19 protein-coding genes and 3 tRNA genes are annotated in these 16,828 nt (G+C 43.6%); 3 read left to right on the forward strand and 19 right to left on the reverse strand.

The genetic code is table 11. The features are described from left to right. Window positions 1–60 precede the first annotated feature (60 nt). Window positions 61–144: transfer RNA gene (locus tag SPHMEL_RS00315), tRNA-Ser, on the forward strand. 38 nt (window positions 145–182) lie between these two features. Here the strand turns inward: SPHMEL_RS00315 and SPHMEL_RS00320 are convergent. Genes SPHMEL_RS00320 through SPHMEL_RS00330 form a run of 3 tightly spaced genes read right to left on the reverse strand, consistent with a single transcriptional unit; the run spans window position 183 to window position 4,393 of the window. Further along, window positions 183–1,433, reverse strand: a complete 1,251-nt coding sequence (locus SPHMEL_RS00320; RefSeq protein WP_232216691.1) for a hypothetical protein — start codon at window positions 1,431–1,433, stop codon at window positions 183–185. A 13-nt stretch (window positions 1,434–1,446) separates the two neighbouring features. Continuing rightward, a complete protein-coding gene (locus SPHMEL_RS00325) occupies window positions 1,447–4,026 on the reverse strand; it encodes a DNA-directed DNA polymerase I (protein WP_042666762.1) in 2,580 nt (859 codons plus the stop codon). Window positions 4,027–4,033: 7 nt separating this feature from the next. Next, entirely contained in the window at window positions 4,034–4,393 is a 360-nt protein-coding gene (locus SPHMEL_RS00330) for a nascent polypeptide-associated complex protein (protein WP_012608982.1), read from the reverse strand. A gap of 112 nt (window positions 4,394–4,505) precedes the next feature. On the opposite strand from SPHMEL_RS00330, the gene SPHMEL_RS00335 reads away from it, so the two are divergent. Continuing rightward, window positions 4,506–5,783 carry an MBL fold metallo-hydrolase gene (locus tag SPHMEL_RS00335; protein ID WP_042666763.1) on the forward strand — a complete coding sequence of 426 codons (1,278 nt, stop codon included), beginning with the start codon at window positions 4,506–4,508 and terminating at the stop codon, window positions 5,781–5,783. 4 nt (window positions 5,784–5,787) lie between these two features. Here SPHMEL_RS00335 and SPHMEL_RS00340 read toward each other — a convergent pair. The 12 genes from SPHMEL_RS00340 to psmA form a co-directional block, all read right to left on the reverse strand. Then, a tRNA-Asn gene (locus SPHMEL_RS00340) sits at window positions 5,788–5,890 on the reverse strand. Window positions 5,891–5,985: 95 nt separating this feature from the next. Then, window positions 5,986–8,196: an elongation factor EF-2 gene (locus tag SPHMEL_RS00345; protein WP_042666764.1), complete on the reverse strand. Its 2,211-nt coding sequence runs from the start codon at window positions 8,194–8,196 to the stop codon at window positions 5,986–5,988. A 167-nt stretch (window positions 8,197–8,363) separates the two neighbouring features. Further along, window positions 8,364–8,687: a hypothetical protein gene (locus SPHMEL_RS00350; protein ID WP_042666765.1), complete on the reverse strand. Its 324-nt coding sequence runs from the start codon at window positions 8,685–8,687 to the stop codon at window positions 8,364–8,366. Continuing rightward, window positions 8,668–9,033: a prefoldin subunit beta gene (locus SPHMEL_RS00355; protein WP_042666766.1), complete on the reverse strand. Its 366-nt coding sequence runs from the start codon at window positions 9,031–9,033 to the stop codon at window positions 8,668–8,670. Before SPHMEL_RS00355 ends, SPHMEL_RS00350 begins: the two co-directional genes overlap by 20 nt. Beyond that, window positions 9,026–9,250, reverse strand: coding sequence for a CTAG/PCC1 family protein (locus tag SPHMEL_RS00360; protein WP_042666767.1), 225 nt, complete (start codon window positions 9,248–9,250; stop codon window positions 9,026–9,028). The genes SPHMEL_RS00355 and SPHMEL_RS00360 overlap by 8 nt, the downstream gene beginning before the upstream one ends. A gap of 19 nt (window positions 9,251–9,269) precedes the next feature. Then, window positions 9,270–9,803, reverse strand: coding sequence for a Brix domain-containing protein (locus SPHMEL_RS00365; RefSeq protein ID WP_012608988.1), 534 nt, complete (start codon window positions 9,801–9,803; stop codon window positions 9,270–9,272). Window positions 9,804–9,808: 5 nt separating this feature from the next. Next, window positions 9,809–10,069 carry a 50S ribosomal protein L37ae gene (locus tag SPHMEL_RS00370; protein WP_012608989.1) on the reverse strand — a complete coding sequence of 87 codons (261 nt, stop codon included), beginning with the start codon at window positions 10,067–10,069 and terminating at the stop codon, window positions 9,809–9,811. Window positions 10,070–10,088: 19 nt separating this feature from the next. Beyond that, complete coding sequence (rrp42, locus tag SPHMEL_RS00375; protein WP_012608990.1) at window positions 10,089–10,949, reverse strand: exosome complex protein Rrp42; 861 nt, start codon at window positions 10,947–10,949, stop codon at window positions 10,089–10,091. A 1-nt stretch (window position 10,950) separates the two neighbouring features. Further along, a complete protein-coding gene (rrp41, locus tag SPHMEL_RS00380; protein WP_012608991.1) occupies window positions 10,951–11,679 on the reverse strand; it encodes an exosome complex exonuclease Rrp41 in 729 nt (242 codons plus the stop codon). After that, the gene (rrp4, locus tag SPHMEL_RS00385) at window positions 11,676–12,395 is read right to left on the reverse strand and encodes an exosome complex RNA-binding protein Rrp4 (RefSeq protein WP_042666768.1); all 720 of its coding nucleotides are present in this window, start codon (window positions 12,393–12,395) and stop codon (window positions 11,676–11,678) included. Before rrp4 ends, rrp41 begins: the two co-directional genes overlap by 4 nt. Window positions 12,396–12,402: 7 nt before the next feature. Next, entirely contained in the window at window positions 12,403–13,098 is a 696-nt protein-coding gene (locus SPHMEL_RS00390; protein ID WP_042666769.1) for a ribosome assembly factor SBDS, read from the reverse strand. 41 nt (window positions 13,099–13,139) lie between these two features. Then, a complete protein-coding gene (psmA, locus tag SPHMEL_RS00395) occupies window positions 13,140–13,880 on the reverse strand; it encodes an archaeal proteasome endopeptidase complex subunit alpha (RefSeq protein WP_042666770.1) in 741 nt (246 codons plus the stop codon). A 544-nt stretch (window positions 13,881–14,424) separates the two neighbouring features. On the opposite strand from psmA, the gene SPHMEL_RS00400 reads away from it, so the two are divergent. Continuing rightward, window positions 14,425–14,509 (forward strand) — tRNA-Leu (locus SPHMEL_RS00400). Between the two features lie 43 nt (window positions 14,510–14,552). Here SPHMEL_RS00400 and SPHMEL_RS00405 read toward each other — a convergent pair. From SPHMEL_RS00405 to SPHMEL_RS00420, 4 genes are all read right to left on the reverse strand, one after another. Next, window positions 14,553–15,020 carry an Rpp14/Pop5 family protein gene (locus tag SPHMEL_RS00405; protein ID WP_012608995.1) on the reverse strand — a complete coding sequence of 156 codons (468 nt, stop codon included), beginning with the start codon at window positions 15,018–15,020 and terminating at the stop codon, window positions 14,553–14,555. Further along, complete coding sequence (locus SPHMEL_RS00410) at window positions 15,013–15,639, reverse strand: PHP domain-containing protein (protein ID WP_042666771.1); 627 nt, start codon at window positions 15,637–15,639, stop codon at window positions 15,013–15,015. The genes SPHMEL_RS00405 and SPHMEL_RS00410 overlap by 8 nt, the downstream gene beginning before the upstream one ends. 86 nt (window positions 15,640–15,725) lie before the next feature. After that, the gene (locus SPHMEL_RS00415) at window positions 15,726–16,199 is read right to left on the reverse strand and encodes an RNA-binding domain-containing protein (RefSeq protein WP_042666772.1); all 474 of its coding nucleotides are present in this window, start codon (window positions 16,197–16,199) and stop codon (window positions 15,726–15,728) included. After that, window positions 16,163–16,825, reverse strand: coding sequence for a 50S ribosomal protein L15e (locus SPHMEL_RS00420; protein WP_012608998.1), 663 nt, complete (start codon window positions 16,823–16,825; stop codon window positions 16,163–16,165). Before SPHMEL_RS00420 ends, SPHMEL_RS00415 begins: the two co-directional genes overlap by 37 nt. Between the last annotated feature and the right edge of the window lie 3 nt (window positions 16,826–16,828).

Raw genomic sequence — 16,828 nt, forward strand, 5'->3', positions numbered from 1 at the left:
AAAGAAGAAGGCTAAATGGGAAAAAGTTATTAAGTCTTAGATGTAATTCAAAAAACAGGAGCCGGGGTCGCCTAGCCTGGTAGGGCGCCGGCCTGCTAAGCCGGTGGGGGATTCCCCGCGCGGGTTCAAATCCCGCCCCCGGCGTTGTTTCCACACGGCTTCATTTCATTGATGAGACTGTGTTATCCTTCAGGGCTGAGAGAGGTCAGTAGTAGGTCTATACTGTATACTACTGCTAATGCGTTCCTGAATTGAACCACCCATTGGACTGGGTTGTCTAGGGAGGTTGGCTGAGGCGATGGAACTATGCCTAGGATGCTCGATAAGTAGCTGGAAATAGTTGCCGCCTCAAACCATAGGGCGATGATTAAGGCGTTGGCCGCCTCTATTAGCAGGGTTAATAAAGTGTTTCCACGCATCTTTGTTGCTATTAGTGGGAGGAGCGTGATTACAAGTGTCTGTGGAACCATTTGTGGATGTATGCTGTATAATGAAAACATTAATATTGTAATGTATCTCAAGACCTCCTCTTTATCATGAGTAGTTAGAGGCGGGCTCATAGAGTAGAGCGTTAGCATCAAAAATAGCCATAGTCCAGTGTTGAAAGCATATGCGGCTCCCTCACTCAGCTTTGATGTGAGTAGTAAGAAGACTCCGTTATTAAAGGCTGGTTGAAGCATGTTGTTTAAGATGTAGCCTGGATAATCTGGGGCAAGGAATACGATAATAAAGTATGGGGTTAATCCGAACAGTATGCCTGTGATAACGGATTTCCCCTCCATATTGTCTCTGATTACTAGATATATTAGTAAACCCAGTAAGACCATTGTGAAAAAGTTTATTGACATACCAAGCGCTGAGAATAATCCAGCCTTATCCAGCTTACCCTCCCTAATACTTATCAAGGCCTCGATAATAAATGGTAGCGCATAAGTGTCGAAACCGTAAACACCATAAACCACAATGGTTAAAGCATAGAGCGGGTAGAGCCTGGCAGTGAACCGGGTGGATGCCCTGTAGACACTATAGGTGATCGCAATGGCAGAGAGGATCGAGTGAAGCATGTAGGAGATCGTTAGAAAAACACCTGGTCCAGCCGAGTACTGTAGGCCAAACATGGTGATCAAAGCTAGGATGAAACCTGCGAGGGGAGGCTGGTTTAACCTGTAATCTATAAAGGGGATGACTAGGGCTGATCCACCCCTGCAAAGAGAAAAAGCATCGTTTCTATCTATCCAGAACCAACTGGCTTGATTACATGGCTCACTATAGAACACGTATTTAACTAGGGCGTATACATCATTGTATAGGGGGGAGCCCAGTATCACATGCTTAAAAACCGCTTCCTGGACTTCTATGGGCATATGTAGTATTGTCGATAAAATCACTAGAATAATGGTTACAGCCAACATTAATTTAATGCGGGATTCCAATATCGAACACCATTTATCTTTGTGACATATAGCTTGCTAGCTTTACTCCAACTATGTCCTCCCATTTTATGGAGAGAGCGGATAATAATTGCTCTAACCCGCTCTTCAATAATTCAATATATTTCTCAGGATCTACTTCATGAAGCCTGGTTAACTGTATTGCCTTATAATCGTCCCTGCTCTTTACTTTAACATAGGTTATTATATCGCCTTCCTGCACGCTGATACCATAATCGATTAATTGCTGGGCTGCCTTTACATGTGGTGGCTTCGTTTTATTATAACTTGAAGGAGGCTTGGTTAATGCAACCCTTATCGCTAGATGATCCAATGGTATCTCCTTCCGCTTTAATCCATCATAATATTCTTTCAGCATCTCTCTAAGCCAGTCAACGAACACCACGAAGTTCTCAGGGGTTTCAATAGCCTTCATCTTCTCTAGCATCTCCTTAAATAGCTCCTTAAGAAACTCTGGTGTGTTCCGCTTCTTTGCGACGAGCCCCTTTATCTCGATCCCCCCGTCCTTCATCCTGCCTAGGTAATTCTTTTTCAACCCTGTGAAAACCACGTATGTGAACTCCTTATCCAACTCTATTTCCAAGCCGAGGTTTTCCAGTATCCATTTCTGGAGCATCTCCAGCTGGCTTTGGTTAGGATTCCACACGAAGATAGAGTCTGTGTCGCCATATAATGGCTTTATCCCTAGTTCGGCAGCTTTGAGAATAATTGTTAGAAAAGACTTCCTACCCATGGCTGTAACGCTTTCAGCCACAGCTGGCGAGAATAAGTAGAATCGTTCATCACCGAAGACGCCATAGCTCGCGTTAATGAAGACTTTTATAGCGCGTTGGACAACGTCATACCATGCCAGTAGGTCTTTAGGTAATGTCTTATCCTTTGCTCTCTTCTTGTATATTCCAACTCTAAAATCCCTCAGTATACCCGTGATCTGTGCTGTTAAACCAGGTTTCTCAACGCAGACCACGTGTAGTTTTCTACCCGTTTCATCAATTATATCTATTGTCGACTTACACCAGGGCATATCAACCGTTTCATAGCTTAAATTATATTTTTTAATTATGCTTGGGTACAGTGACGCTATATCTAGTACTGTTACATTGAAGAATATGCCTCGTGGAGGCTCAATTACCAGTGCACCAGCGTATTTCTTACCTTCGATAGTCGCTTTTGTACCTGCTTTACCAGCATACCTTCTTATATCCTCACTATTAGGTATAAGATATCCCAGCCTCCTATGCTCCCAGAAGAACTGGTTCTGTATCCAGTTAGATATCTGTCGTCTACACACATCCTCGATACTTGTTTTGGAAATACGGGCTAGTAGAATCATTAGCTTCCATACAAGCTCGTTGCTGAATATAGTTAACTGTAGAGTTATATCGGCATCCCTCATGTTGTAAGCTATAAGGTGGGATGCCGAGATATCGCCGATCGCCTCCTCAAACCCTATTTTAGATATGCCGATGAGTGCCGAGGACACCGCATCAAGCTTCTCCTCCTGGTACTTGCCTCCAAAGGCATAGTTCTTCACGGCTCTATTCGAGAAGAACTTATAGAGGTCTAGGTGTATCCCTGTATCAATTCTAACCATGTCCTCGCCGAGGATGAATGGGATTGTGTGTCTCGGTATCCCTAGTCTTATGGCCCTTGTATAAATATACATTAAGTCGAAGTTATCCCCATTATAAGTGAGTACTACAGGGTACCTTGAAATAGTCTTGAGAGCTTCAAGGATCAACGCCTTCTCTGAGTCGAATACCTCAACCTCAATATCGACAGGGTAGTCATCAGACATGTAGTCGAATCTCTCTTTGAATCTTCTCCCCAGTAGAAGTACCTTTCTAAAGCCATTATTTGATGAAAGCCCTATACTGATAACAGGGTATTCTCCCTGTCTTGGATTAGGTATTCTACCTTTAAAGGGCGTATACACCTCGATATCGATAGCTATTCTCAATGCTTTTGGCGGCGCTTCCTCAAATAGTAGTAGGTAGTCCTCGGCTAGTTTAATAGTTTCCTCGGGCTCGTTCTTAAATAATTCCCTTAACGATTGTATCAGTGTTAACGGTATCTCGGGTTTCACCAGTGTTATTCTCGGCTTGGAGCCATCGTTCTCGATGATGTACTTCATTCCCGGGATTAATCCATTATCATAGACATAGTTATTATGGTATTTGATTTTAGCTTCCCATACAGAGGCGTTACTAGGCATCTTTGACCTTAGCTTCTTCACTGCTAATGGGTCTCTCGTGATTATCTTGGTGACTCTGATCTTCTTCATGGTTAACGGGTTAGTCTTATATACTTCCTCGAAGCCTTCGACATACTTATCCCTGGCTATATCATTTAATGATTTTACCTCGTCAATGCTTAGATCTGTTAGGAAATATGGCTTATGCCCAACTGGATCCATTATTTTTACCAGTTTACTGCCATCCTCATCGAGGAACTCTAGTATTGCTTTCCCCAGCCTTCCATCATAGTATACTCCGAGCAGGTAGTGTGGTTTGCTTAAAACCTTGTACGATGTGAAAGACTCCTTAACATGTAGTGGTGTATCCATGCTTCGCATGGATCCTTCATCCTTCTCTGAGAATCATTATTGCCTGCAGAATATCTCCCCTTGTCTTTAATAGAGCTTCCCTGGCTTTCTCGTAACTAGCCCCTGTCTGTTCCATGACGAACCTTATGTCTTCCTCGGGTATCTTCACTTCTTCAACTTGCTTAGCTTCCTCGCTTTGCTGAATTGTCTCCGGGATGCCTGAAACCTGGTAGAATACCTGTCCACTCGCCTTGAATACTAGTACCTGTGGCTCTTTAACAAGTATCTTCTTGTCCTCGAGAACTATCTCGACTCTTTTTACACCAGTCAACTCCTCGACATCAATACCCATCTTCTTCAGAAGCCTTTTTAACTCTCGTGGATTAGATGCGAACATGATAAACACCAAGTTATAAAAAGCTTGACTATAAATCAATATGGTAGAGCACTAAAAATATGTTTCCCTCAATGGGTTTCATTGAGTTGTTTACCATGACTTTGGTGATACAATGTTGAAGATTAAGGTGCTTGGAGGAGGTAGAGAAGTAGGTAGGGCAGCGTATCTTATTGAGGATGGCTCCCAGAAATTCCTACTGGATTACGGGGTAAACTTCGATGAAAGGGATCTACCTAGGCTCCCTCATCATGTGAAGCCCCTTGAAATAAGCGGGTTAATAATATCACATGCCCACCTAGACCATGTTGGTGCAGCACCATACCTATACATAACGGGGAGACCAAAGGCGTTCTCAACCATGCCAACTATGGAGGTAGCTAGGTTATTAGTTATAGATTTCTTGAAGCTGAACTCTGCTGTTATAGAATATGATATGAGGGAGTTCGAGAACCTATATGATAACACGGTCTTCCTCGAGTATGGTGAGAAATACGAGGAGGAAGGATTTAAACTGGTCCTGGAGAACGCGGGACACATTATTGGTAGTAGCATGACGTACCTTGAAACAGGTAGTGGGCATAGGTTAATGTATACTGGTGATATTAATAACAGGGATACATGGACTTTACCAGGTGCCGAGACCCTGGAACTAAATGTTGAAACAATACTCATTGAGTCAACATATGGGGGTAGAAATCATCCTCCTAGATACATTGTTGAAAAGAAACTGTTGGAGATAGTTGAGGAGACTATTGATAGGAAAGGGACCGTCCTAATACCGGCTTTCAGTGTTGGGCGGAGTCAGGAGATAGCCACGTTAATAGCTGCGGAAGCACCCTATGTTGACATATACTTGGATGGCATGATCAAAGATATAACCGAGATATATCTCAGATACAAGAAGTACTTGAAGGATTCATCCCTCTTTGCTAAAGTCTTTGAAACAGTCAACTTTGTTACAGGTGCGAAGGAAAGAAAGAAAATCATAAACAAGCCCTGTGTAATAATAGCTTCAGCTGGAATGCTCAAGGGAGGTCCCAGCGTCTACTACCTTAAGAAAATGTATCAGAATCCGAGGAACTCAATAGTGATGGTGAGCTATCAAGCACCCAATAGTAATGGCCATAAATTACTAGAAGAGGGAGGGATTCCAGAGCTGGAAATCGATAGGGTTAATGCAAGGGTTGAATGGCTTGATTTCTCCAGTCATGCAGGGCAGGATGGACTACTAGATATAATATCAAGATACAGGACATCACTAAAGAACATTGTTATAATCCATGGAAACGAGGATGAAGCCACCTCTTTAAGAGACGTGATCCTTGAGAAGCTGGGTAGCGATATCAATATCTATATTCCCAAAGTCGGAGACGAAATAGTGATTCAGTGAGCAGCGCCGGGGCGGGGACTCGAACCCCGGACCACCGGGTTTCCGCACCAGGCTTCTCGCTTAAGCGGTTAACAGCCCGGCGCTCTACCGAGCTAAGCTACCCCGGCATCATTATTTCATAAGAATCCTAAGGGGATTATAAATTATTTTATAAAATTTATTGCGAGGTGCCTATGGAAAAATTATGTATAATTGAAAACAACTATGGAGATAGGAAGTCCTCGGGTTTAGGCGGCTCTGGTTTCAGCCCTTTCCTGGTTCTAATCTTCGCGATTAGATCCATTAACATGTTCTCGGGAACCGGCGCCCACCTACTGAATTCCTGTCCCCAGATAGCCTTACCTGCTGTAACATTTCTCAGCATATCAGCTATATCGAATGACTCTGACACAGGTATCTCAGCTATTACCCTAGCTGTGGTCTCCATTTGCTGCACCTCTATGAGTTTACCTCTCTTCTTCGTTATCACTGAGGAGATGTTGCCTATATACTCCATTGGGGACCTTATATCGAGCTTTAATATGGGTTCAAGTATTGTTGGCCTAGCCGTTAGGAAACCAGCGAATATAGCGTTTCTAACTGCTGGGAATATCTGTGCCGGTCCCCTGTGTGCAGGGTCTTCGTGGATCACCGCATCATGTAATACGACCTTCACACCTCTAACAGGCTCCATTGCTAATGGGCCTTCCCTCATTGCCAGTCTAAAGCCTTGTATGATAGTGTCCTTGACTTCCCTCAGGTATTGTACACCTGTTGTCATATCAATGAGTATATTCAGGTTTTCATCAATAGCCATTATTCTTCTAGCCTCGTCGGCATCCCATCCAGCTTGTTCTCTCAGTATCTTAGCTCTCTCACGTGCATCCATGTCCTCCATTATAATGCCTTCGGATAATAACCTGAGCGTCTCCTCATTTAATGGTGTAACACTTATGTAGAACTTATTATGCTTGTTAGGCGACTTCCCTTCGAATACCTGGCTTCTATCCCTAATGGTTTCCCTATACACTATGACAGGCGGAGAGGTAACTACCTCGAGCCCATATAGATCTTTCAAAAGCGTTAAAGCTATCTCTATGTGTAACGTGCCTACACCGCTGAGTAGGTACTCGCCAGTCTCCTCATTTATTTTCACTATAAGGCTTGGATCCTCTAGGTGCAACTTATATAATGCATCAATGAGCTTTGTTGTCTGCTGGGGGTTCTTCGGCTCTATAGCAACTGTGACAACCGACTCGGTTATCATCTTGAGCTTCTCGAAAGGCGTCATAGTGTCCTTGTACTTCATTGATACCACTGTTTCACCAGACCTGGCTTTCTCTAATCCCAGTGCAGCAGCTATGTTGCCAGCTGTTATTTCATCAGCTAGCTCTCTATATGGACCCATGTAGAGGCTTACCTGTAATACTCTCTGTGGTGCTCTAGCATTCACCAGCCAGACTTCTTCACCGGGTCTAAGGGTACCCGAATATATTCTACCAGTCGCAACTAATCCAGCGTGAGGGTCAACCCTTATATCATTTATCAGCATCACTAATGGACCGTTTGGATCAGCCTCTATTAAGTGCTTTACGATTTCGTGATTGGGGTCGCCGTGCCATATCTTTGGAATCCTGTATCTCTGAGCCTCTCTCGGGTTTGGAATGTGTTTAACAACCATGTCTAATATTGCTTCATGTAAGGGGGCTATCTTCTGTAGCTCTGCAACAGCCTCCTTACCTCTAGTATAGACATCGACTATGTCAGAGAACTTTATTCCTTTCTGCTGCACCAAGGGTATTGTAAGCCCCCAGCGGTCTCTTGCTGAGCCAAATGCCACCTGTCCCTTCATTGGATCTAGTAGCCAGGCTTTCTGGAATTCTTTATCAGCATATGTAGCAATAAGCGTGTTCACATCCCTGACTATTTGGACTAGCCTCTGCTGGATTTCAGTTGGTGATAACCTTAACTCCTTTATCAATCTATCTATCTTATTTATGAAAAGCACCGGGCGGACCCGTTCCTCTAATGCTACACGGAGATACATCTCGGTCTGGGTCATAACGCCTTCTACAGCGTCTACAACGACTATAGCGCCATCTATCACCCTTAGGGCACGAATGGTTTTGGACTGGAAGTCGACGTGACCAGGTGTATCTATCAGGTTTATTAGATACGGCTTACCCTTGTACTCGTGGTATAGGCTCGCATTTGCAGCCTTAACCGTCATCTGCCTCTTCTGCTCGACATCAAGGTAGTCTAATGCCAGGGCCTGACCAGCTATCTTCTCGGAAATTAATCCTGCAGCGCTTAACAGTGTGTCGGATAGAGTTGTCTTTCCATGGTCAACGTGGGCTGTAATACCTATGTTCCTGATCTGCTCGATATTCCCCATTATCTTTAATACTTCGCTGGTCTGCTTAAACTTAACCATATTCGATCCCCATTATCTTTCACGAATAAGTATAATCTGATTATAAAACTTTAATTTTGAGCTTGGTACCAGGTTAGAACATCCCTTAGCAATGCTTTGATCGGTTAAGGACTATTAGAAATCATGGCATTTGCATCTAGGCTGAAAAAGCTTGTCCGCCTTAGCGTTTAATGGGTTTCTCTGGATACATATTCATTGAGTAATTCCTCGAAGATGCTTCTGGCATAATTGATTGCATCCTGTAGTATTTGTTCATAGTTGTATACATCGCCGAAGGGGCCTGTTGCTTCCAGGTCTAATACGAGGTTCAAGCCGTCCCCCACTTTTTCAATGCTTATAATGGTGTTGAAATAGGTCTTTTTAGGTAGTTTTGATACTAGGTACTCTGATATTTTCTCATCTACTTTACTGATTATATTTTCCAGCATATCCTCGGTGAGTCCCTGAATATTTATTCTGCCGAGAACCCTGTCATTCGATTGATAATCCATGCTTGCTTAATGCCTCCTTAATGCGTCCCTCCAACTCGTTAACCTGCTTGTTGAGGAATTCTAATTGCTTACGGTACTTATCTCTTTTAACCACAAGTAGCTCTTTTCTTTCCTCGAGTTCCTTCACGATATCTGCCTTGCTCTTCTTGACGATGACATGTCCTACGACCTTGTATAGCTCTGTACTATCATCAACATTCTTTAGAGTATCCATTACATTCTCTACATCGCTGAGTTCAGCCTCAACCATTTTTAGCTCAGCATCTATTCTAGCCTGGTGCTCCCTTAAGGTCTGATACTGGATTAGCAATTGTTGGACCTCGGGCGGGAGGGTTTTTTCACTCATTTCCTAAACACCTTACCAAGTCTAATAGCATGAGTACTATATTTGTAAAGCTGTTATTTAAGGCTTTTAAAATACTGGCTTTACTACATGAGAACCTGATTACTAATATGGAGTGATTCTCAACCACCTCGCCCCTGCATTCTTTTGGGATATCATTGAGGTCGGGTTTAATGGATGCGAGTATAGCCTCGGCTACCTTCTCATATACCCCGAGCACGTATTCTACCTCTACTTTCTCACTTATATAGGATCACCCTTGCAATCCTGAGTGATGGCCCTATTCGATGGTTGGTTGAACTGTAGAATTCGACATCTACGTACTCGCTTTCCTCAAGGGCTATTTTAACATCTGGTTGACGAGAGAAAGCTTTCGACGTTATAGAGAGTAGTATATCTGCAAGGGCAAAGCACTCGTCTGTCACACATTGATCATACTCTACTTTAACACTACGGGGATTATATACTCTAATCGACTCAGGATTCTCTCTTGAGAGCCTTACTCCACTTAATAATAGTGTTGATATCCTTATAGCACTAGGTGGCATTATGGAGGAGTCCACCTTATAGATCTCTATAGTTGATGGATTCCCCCGTCTCTCACCAATTATGGCTATGTAGGACAAGCCATTCTTATAGGCCTCAATAACCAGGTCCTCCAACGTCTTTTTTCCACGGGTAACCCTGATCGAGTAAGGTATGACTGAGGAGAGATCCTTGGCAAAAGATCTTACCCTCTGAGAGGGCCTATGGGATGTGGTTATAAGAATCAAGTAGTCTACTCCCTTATAATGATATCTGAGAATAATTTGGCTGACTCTGTCTTAGGCATATATGCTCCTCCAGCCCATTTAGCCCCACATTTCTTGCAAGCCCACACACCTGTGCTTAACCTGTACACTTTACCCTTATGCCCGCAGAACGGGCAGGTGTGTGGGCTGTACCGCTTTTCTAATATATCACGTATTTTTTTCCTGAGGGTTGAACCATATCTTGTCCCATATCTACCTGCTATCCCAACTACCTTTGTCTTACCCATAAGCATTCACCATGTATACTTACTCTGATACTAAGGGTTTCATGTATTCACTTGGGTTATTTAATATTTTCTTCATTAAGTCCACGAGTTCTCGTCCCTTAGATAGCGCTATTTCAATAGTGTTATCGAGAACGCTTCTAGAGAATCCTTTCATCCCTCTTTTTTGTATACCACAGATCCTGCCTGACTCATCGATAGCGATAGTTATGAATGAATCTATTACAGCCTCCTCCTCGAGTAGGGGATCAACGATTATTACATCGTTGTAGATACCCATTGTAACAGTGGCCACCAACGTATTTATCGGTAATGGGCCAACATACTTGGTATGGTCTACTTTATACCCGTTCTCGCCTTTAATTAACTCTGGAATCCTTGATGTTGCCAGGGCGAGCATTGAGGCAAGCATGCCGGTATCGATAATGTTGCCCTGGTGATCCACCAGGTAGATATCCGTGTAGACACTCCACACTATTTTTCCCGGCTCTATGGCTAATGCATCCAGCTTAACAGCCTTGGATTCCCTTAGTGATCTATCAATAACCCTTGCAACCTCTATCGCGTTTTCATCTGGTGGACCGGGCTCGAATGATGGTGATGCTAATGGAACAAACTCAGCATGTACTTGTAAAACTCCTTCCCCAGGTCTATCCGGGAAGGGCTCCTCTAGTTCAAGCTTTACGCCTGCTATTACCTGTGTACCTCCTAGCTTAACAAGGGAACTACCGGATGCCTTGGTTATAGGGTTCAATATCACTTCTATAGGCCGGTAATCAGTTAAACCCCTACCGTCTATTCTCTCTCCTTTCTTTATGGATTTAACTATGTTTTCCACCTGTATTCTAGGTAGTAAAGGCTCTTTCTCGGGTGTTATACTCATTCTACCTCACCTCCTCAAACATCTTGTAATACTTACGGTACATTGCCTCCTTCGCGGTTTTATAGATTTGTTCGACTCCTTTGTAAGCCATGTCTAGTGCCTGCTTGAATTCGCCAGAGGTTAAGACGCCGTTTAACTGTAGTAAAACTATCTCGCCAGTATTCGGCATGATGCCTACTGGGAGATCTGCTTCACCATACTCGTCCTCCAGCTCATTTATGTCTAGTACTAGTACTCCATCAACTTTCCCTACTGCAACACCTATGACTAGATCTCTCATAGGTATCCCCGCGTCAGCTAGTGCTAGTGAAGCAGCGGTTAGCCCTGTTGTACGTGTCCCTCCATCGGCTTGGAGGATCTCTATGAATACATCTATACTGGCCCTTGGAAACTGTGATGTAAAAACGACTGATTCAAGTGCTTCACGTATAACCTTGGATAACTCGATTTCCCTTCTGGAGGGAGCAGGTGATTTACGCTCTGTCGTAGAGAAAGGTGCCATATGATATCTTACTCTGAGTATTGCCCTATCTGGTAGACTTATATGCTTCGGCAGCGCTTCCCGTGGACCATATACTGCCGCCAAGGCCTTCGTATTACCATACTCAACCAATGCGCTTCCATTAGCATTTTTCAAGACTCCTAACGCTATTCTAACCGGACGTAGTTCCTCCGGTTTTCTCCCATCTATTCTTAATCCATCCCTGATTAATACAGGTTTTCCACTCATTTGCCTTCACCAAGCTTGGATTCTAGAAATACTCTTACTTCCTCGGTTAGACCACGTATATGTGCTTTTAACTCAATGAGTCTTATTGCCTCTATTAAAACTTTGGTAACATATTCATCCTTGCATTTTAGCCATACGTACCCGTTCTGTGCAATCGTTATATCACAGCCGCTTTTACTCGATAGTAGATTATACATACTACCCTTCTTACCCACCAGCCTAGCTACTTTACTCGGCTTAATCTCGACAACTACCCCTTCAAGTATTTTCCCTAATCCTTTACCCTTCGTAGTTAGCATGGGGTCTCTGGTTCTATCGAAGATCGCTATTTTCGCCAGGATTAAATCACCTGTATCCAGGTAGTTCCTCAAGTTATGAGTTATAGGGTTGAATCCCTCGATAACATCTGAACCGGGCAGGATCGCCTTGTATGGTGCACGTATATCTATGCTCCACGAGGTTACGCCTATGCTATCTACGATCCCTATAACTGTATCATCTTTCCTTGGGTAGTAAACGCTTTCAAGTGGTACGACATTGATGTCTTTATCCTCAATGTAGACTATGCCGAGTACATCGCTGTATACCTTATTGTCTAGAACATATATGTGTTTATCCGGGTACCTCTTGATCTCATTTGAGATAATGCCTTCCTCAAGTATCGCGAGGCAGTCTCCAGGTCTCACTAACTGTCTATCAGCTACCAGAACCTTCATCGATCTCTCACCCCACGTTCAATATCTTAACTTCCCCGCTACCCTTTGTTAAAGCGTTGACTTTATCTATCAACTCTTGTTGCAATCCAGCCGGAATCTCTAGCTCCACATATAAGCTCCCGTCTTCACGCCACTGGACCTTCTTAGTTGTCCCCATTACCTGTATTTGTTTAAGCGATCTACTAGCATATTCGCTCGGTATTCTTACAGCGACATAAGCCTTAGCTATTTTTATAGGTATAACCTTGGCTAGCTGTGAAACAATATGTTCCATTTGCTGCTCAGCTGGCTTATATGGGTCTATTGATATCCTTGCTTGCTCCATCGCCAATTCAAGTCTTTTCACTGGGATAGGTAGTTTCGTCTTGGGATCTATAGCGTTTCTAGCGATCAAGTTTAATATCTGTGCCCTCTTTTCCTCAATAAACTTTCTTCTCTGTTCGGCTGTGAGCTGTAGTTCACCGCGTTTTATAATCTCCACTGCTACTACCTTGGGATCATCTGTTCCAAAAACCTCCTTCATCGACTCCGGTGAGGCCTTTAACCCTTTTCTAGCATCTTTATAGATGAAGTCTCCAGCCACAACTTCATCTATACTTATCTGTTTTCCCTCCTTAATCTTAAGCGCTAACTCAGGGTCGACCAGGATCTCGAATCTATGTCCTTTAGCCTCGTAGCGTGCGATGACTAGTTTATCTTTCATGGCTTAAAAACCTCATATAGGGTTTGGCTCCGTGATATATTCTACATCTTTAGCTTTCCTTCTTTCTCCAATTCCTCAATATACTTCCTTATTTCATTCGGCATAAGTATTCTGAACCGACGTGACTCAACATCTACATAACCTATCTCCATGTAGTCCTCGAAAGGCTTGCCCTCTACTATCCCTGCAAGTGCTTGTATTGCTAGTTTAAGGGATTCGCTAGTATCTAAATCATACTTGTAGTTTTTCTCCAGGAATTCTATTACATTATTGCTTTTCTCACCTATAGCTGTCGCGTAATAACTAAGGTATCTCCCACTAGGTTCAGTCATAAATAACTGTGTGCCTTTTTCATCTACCCCGGCAAAAATCATTGCCACGCCGAAGGGCCTTACACCAGCATGCTGCGTGTATGCCTGCTTGACATCGCATACTAGTTTAGTTATATATTCTACCGGAGCTGGTTCATCATAGTAGAACCTATGAAGTAGTGCCTGGTTTATAGCGTAGCTTATCAATATCCTTCCATCTCCAGCCATTCCAGCATAGCTGGCGCCTATATGATCATCTATCTTGAATATTTTCTGAATCGCCTTCTCATCGATGAGCTGGGTTATCTTCCTCTTTTCAGCTGCAACGATAGAGGCGCTCTTTGTTCTTATACCTATAGTGGTCCAGCCTCTCCTCACGGCTTCGAACGCGTATTCAACCTGATATATCCTCCCATCAGGCGAAAATATTGTGATTGCCCTATCATACGCTGCAGCCATTGAGAAACCCATGTTTTCACACTCCCCGTATCCTACTCATCATTTAAATACATCTAAGTGTTTTTAACTCTTAATGCATCCATGTTAATTCCCATTACAACTGAACCGTTCACCTGGGTCGTGACTTCATGTGTTGTTCTGTATTGTATCTGCTACGGGGTTCACTCCTACTTCAATATAATTTACAGAAACATTTATCCAATAAGCTTTAATCTAATGTTTCTGCCCCTTAGGGCGAGGAGAGGGTCAGCGGTGAAAATGATAAAGCTATAATAGGTTCGATAAAGTATTCCATAGAGTAGATGATGACGCCGCTCCAGAATGAACTTGGTAGATGATTACTTCGCGACGATCTGATTAAACCGTTTACAAGTGAAAACACTGTCTTTTAAGGTAGAGTTCTCATGTGTTTCTTCTCATCCTTGTGGACAAGGTGCAGGCCTTTGGGGCCAACCCTAAACAATAACAGAAGCGAGATAATCCTCCAGTGACAAATTGTGGATGAAATCTATTCTACGAGGTTTTTAATCCCTCTAACAATAATTAGATACCGGGTGCGGGGGTGCCCGAGCTTGGCCAAAGGGGGCGGACTTAAGATCCGCTGGCGTAGGCCTGCGTGGGTTCAAATCCCACCCCCCGCACCTCTCTATTATCAACATGGTTGATGACTGGTCTCCTCATACTTTAATACTTCTCCAGGATCTTTCTGCATTTCTTCAACGAGCCACAGGTCTTCAATGGTATGGCTATACATTTAGAGTTATTTACTTGCTTGAGGATCCCGAGGACTGCAAGCACGTGATCTTTGTAGAGATGGCTGACTCTAAGTACTCCTACTTGCTTGTCTTCCATGAAGAATATGAATTGAGGTGATGCCTTGTGGAGTAGGACTTTACCAAAGTACTCTGCGTATAGTTTCGTAAAGGAGTCTTCAAGTTGCTCCCTGGTGACCGGTTTATCGCATACAATTGAAAACGCTATGTAGCGCTTCCTAGGCTTAATCATCCCACCCTGGTTTCTGACACGTGTTTCAAGCACACCAATTATTTCAACGAGGCGTGAAACCCTATAGTGGCTCCTAATAGATAATATGAGGGCGACTAACGAGGAAGCCAGTGTAAGTAAAACTAATACTGCCTCAAAGCTATTCATCCCTACCCACCTTGCCCCTGGTTAACTGGAGTTTCTCAGAGATGATTTGATATGGCCTCGTAGTAATCGATGCAAGGGCAACGGGCTCTGGGACATCATACAGTGTTTTAAGGAGGCTTATTATTGCACGGGGGTGGTAGAGCTCCCACCAGTGCTCGGCGCCCGAACCCACTATTAATGATATATTCATCCTTAAAGCCAGGTTTATCCTTCTATAAGCCTGTCCTCTTTTAACATCATCCAGGGCCAGGAGGCTCTTTAAAGATATCTCGAGAGGCTTATTGTGAGTCTTCATAGCCCTGAACTGCTTTACATCGAAGAACTCGATGTTTTCATCATTCATTATAATAACGTTTACCCTACCATCGTGTGTGCTCCACCTAGCGGTCTGAAGCGATAAAGGCGTTACAGCAGTATAGGCTATTCCACCCTGTGTGGAAAGCATGTTCTTCAGCTCTGTGACACTAGCAGCCTTCAATACGAGTCTAGGTATCGCTACAAGAGACCTTGTCTCCAAGGGCTCTCTTAGGTCATTGCAGGCTATGAATTTAAAGTATAGTCTTCCAGCAGCTTCCAAGACATCTCCAGTGCAATTAGCAACATTGACATCTATAAACATTTGGAACCTCCTATGTAATTAAGGTAGTCAAGCTTATTATTAATGATGGCTAGGGAGCGGGATCTTTAAGCCTAGCTGGTACTTGACTATCCCAGCGATGTTAAGCCATCGATATATCCCGATATCTTCTCAATGCTTTTAACTCCTTTGAAGTGGAGCGTTATTTTTACAACATCGTCGGAGTCGAGTAGTTTCATGTTTCCGAGGAAGGCATCCTGCTTGCTGATACGCAGTATCAAGCGCCCAGTTCTAGGATCGAATCTAAGGGGTAGGGTGATCTTCATTAATGACTTCTCAGTGTCGCTCATAGTGGATAATAAGTATTTAAGTACTTCCTCGCACTCCTCAAGTATCTGTGTCTTTATGACTACTATTCTATTACCATAGTAGCCTTCAACGGCTTCCTCGATTAGTATTAGTTTACCCCGTATTTCAGGGGGAATTAAGTTAAGTATTGATGCACGGACTCTGTTGCAATCCTCTGTGGCGTGGCAAAAAGAAGATATCTCTATGGATTGAAGCACTACTTTTCTTCTTTCAGTTTCTCTGCTATTTGCCATGGATCACGTGCTCCCCTACTGGCTTCGTGACGCTTCTTCAACTCTCTCTCTTTCAGTTTACGTTTCCACTTGTAGTACACTGTGCCTCTGAGTCCACGACTCTTTCTAAGGCCCCTCATCTTCTTCCCAGCACTGGTCAGCCCTCTGAATACTCTACCTCTATTCTGAGGCTCGCATATCCAGTTGACATCTGGGTCATTGCATATTGATGGGTGATGCGGGTCGACAAGTATTACCTCGTACCACTTGTATCTACCATCCTCGGCGACATAGTAGCTGTTAAGCACTTCTAGTCCAGGGAACTTTCTTGCAGCCCTCTCCTCAGCTATTAATCTGAGGCTTTTTGCCGGAGCGTAACCATAGACACCCATTCTCTTAGGTCTTCTTCCACTATCCGGCCTGGGCTTTCTCTGCCCTCCTTTTCTAACCCTTACCCTTACGATGATGAAGCCTACTTTAGCCTTATACCCTAGTGCTCTGGCTTTATCGAGTCTAGTCGGCTTCTCTAATCTAACAACTGAGGGCTCTCTCCTCCACTCGATCAACCTCTGCCTGATTAAGGCCTCTAGTTCCCTGCTTTTCTCCTTCCAGGCTTCAGCTATATAGTGATACATGCTCTTAGACATAGC

This window comes from Desulfurococcus amylolyticus Z-533 (assembly GCF_000513855.1).
Lineage (GTDB): Archaea > Thermoproteota > Thermoprotei_A > Sulfolobales > Desulfurococcaceae > Desulfurococcus > Desulfurococcus amylolyticus.

Bases quoted from the DNA above. Each gene is read 5' to 3' on its own strand.
- SPHMEL_RS00325 (WP_042666762.1), bottom strand. From the start codon at position 4,026: ATGCGAAGCATGGATACACCACTACATGTTAAGGAGTCTTTCACATCG.
- SPHMEL_RS00330 (WP_012608982.1), bottom strand. From the start codon at position 4,393: ATGTTCGCATCTAATCCACGAGAGTTAAAAAGGCTTCTGAAGAAGATG.
- SPHMEL_RS00335 (WP_042666763.1), top strand. From the start codon at position 4,506: ATGTTGAAGATTAAGGTGCTTGGAGGAGGTAGAGAAGTAGGTAGGGCA.
- SPHMEL_RS00345 (WP_042666764.1), bottom strand. From the start codon at position 8,196: ATGGTTAAGTTTAAGCAGACCAGCGAAGTATTAAAGATAATGGGGAAT.
- SPHMEL_RS00350 (WP_042666765.1), bottom strand. From the start codon at position 8,687: ATGGATTATCAATCGAATGACAGGGTTCTCGGCAGAATAAATATTCAG.
- SPHMEL_RS00355 (WP_042666766.1), bottom strand. From the start codon at position 9,033: ATGAGTGAAAAAACCCTCCCGCCCGAGGTCCAACAATTGCTAATCCAG.
- SPHMEL_RS00370 (WP_012608989.1), bottom strand. From the start codon at position 10,069: ATGGGTAAGACAAAGGTAGTTGGGATAGCAGGTAGATATGGGACAAGA.
- rrp42 (WP_012608990.1), bottom strand. From the start codon at position 10,949: ATGAGTATAACACCCGAGAAAGAGCCTTTACTACCTAGAATACAGGTG.
- rrp41 (WP_012608991.1), bottom strand. From the start codon at position 11,679: ATGAGTGGAAAACCTGTATTAATCAGGGATGGATTAAGAATAGATGGG.
- rrp4 (WP_042666768.1), bottom strand. From the start codon at position 12,395: ATGAAGGTTCTGGTAGCTGATAGACAGTTAGTGAGACCTGGAGACTGC.
- SPHMEL_RS00390 (WP_042666769.1), bottom strand. From the start codon at position 13,098: ATGAAAGATAAACTAGTCATCGCACGCTACGAGGCTAAAGGACATAGA.
- psmA (WP_042666770.1), bottom strand. From the start codon at position 13,880: ATGGGTTTCTCAATGGCTGCAGCGTATGATAGGGCAATCACAATATTT.
- SPHMEL_RS00405 (WP_012608995.1), bottom strand. From the start codon at position 15,020: ATGAATAGCTTTGAGGCAGTATTAGTTTTACTTACACTGGCTTCCTCG.
- SPHMEL_RS00410 (WP_042666771.1), bottom strand. From the start codon at position 15,639: ATGTTTATAGATGTCAATGTTGCTAATTGCACTGGAGATGTCTTGGAA.
- SPHMEL_RS00415 (WP_042666772.1), bottom strand. From the start codon at position 16,199: ATGGCAAATAGCAGAGAAACTGAAAGAAGAAAAGTAGTGCTTCAATCC.
- SPHMEL_RS00420 (WP_012608998.1), bottom strand. From the start codon at position 16,825: ATGTCTAAGAGCATGTATCACTATATAGCTGAAGCCTGGAAGGAGAAA.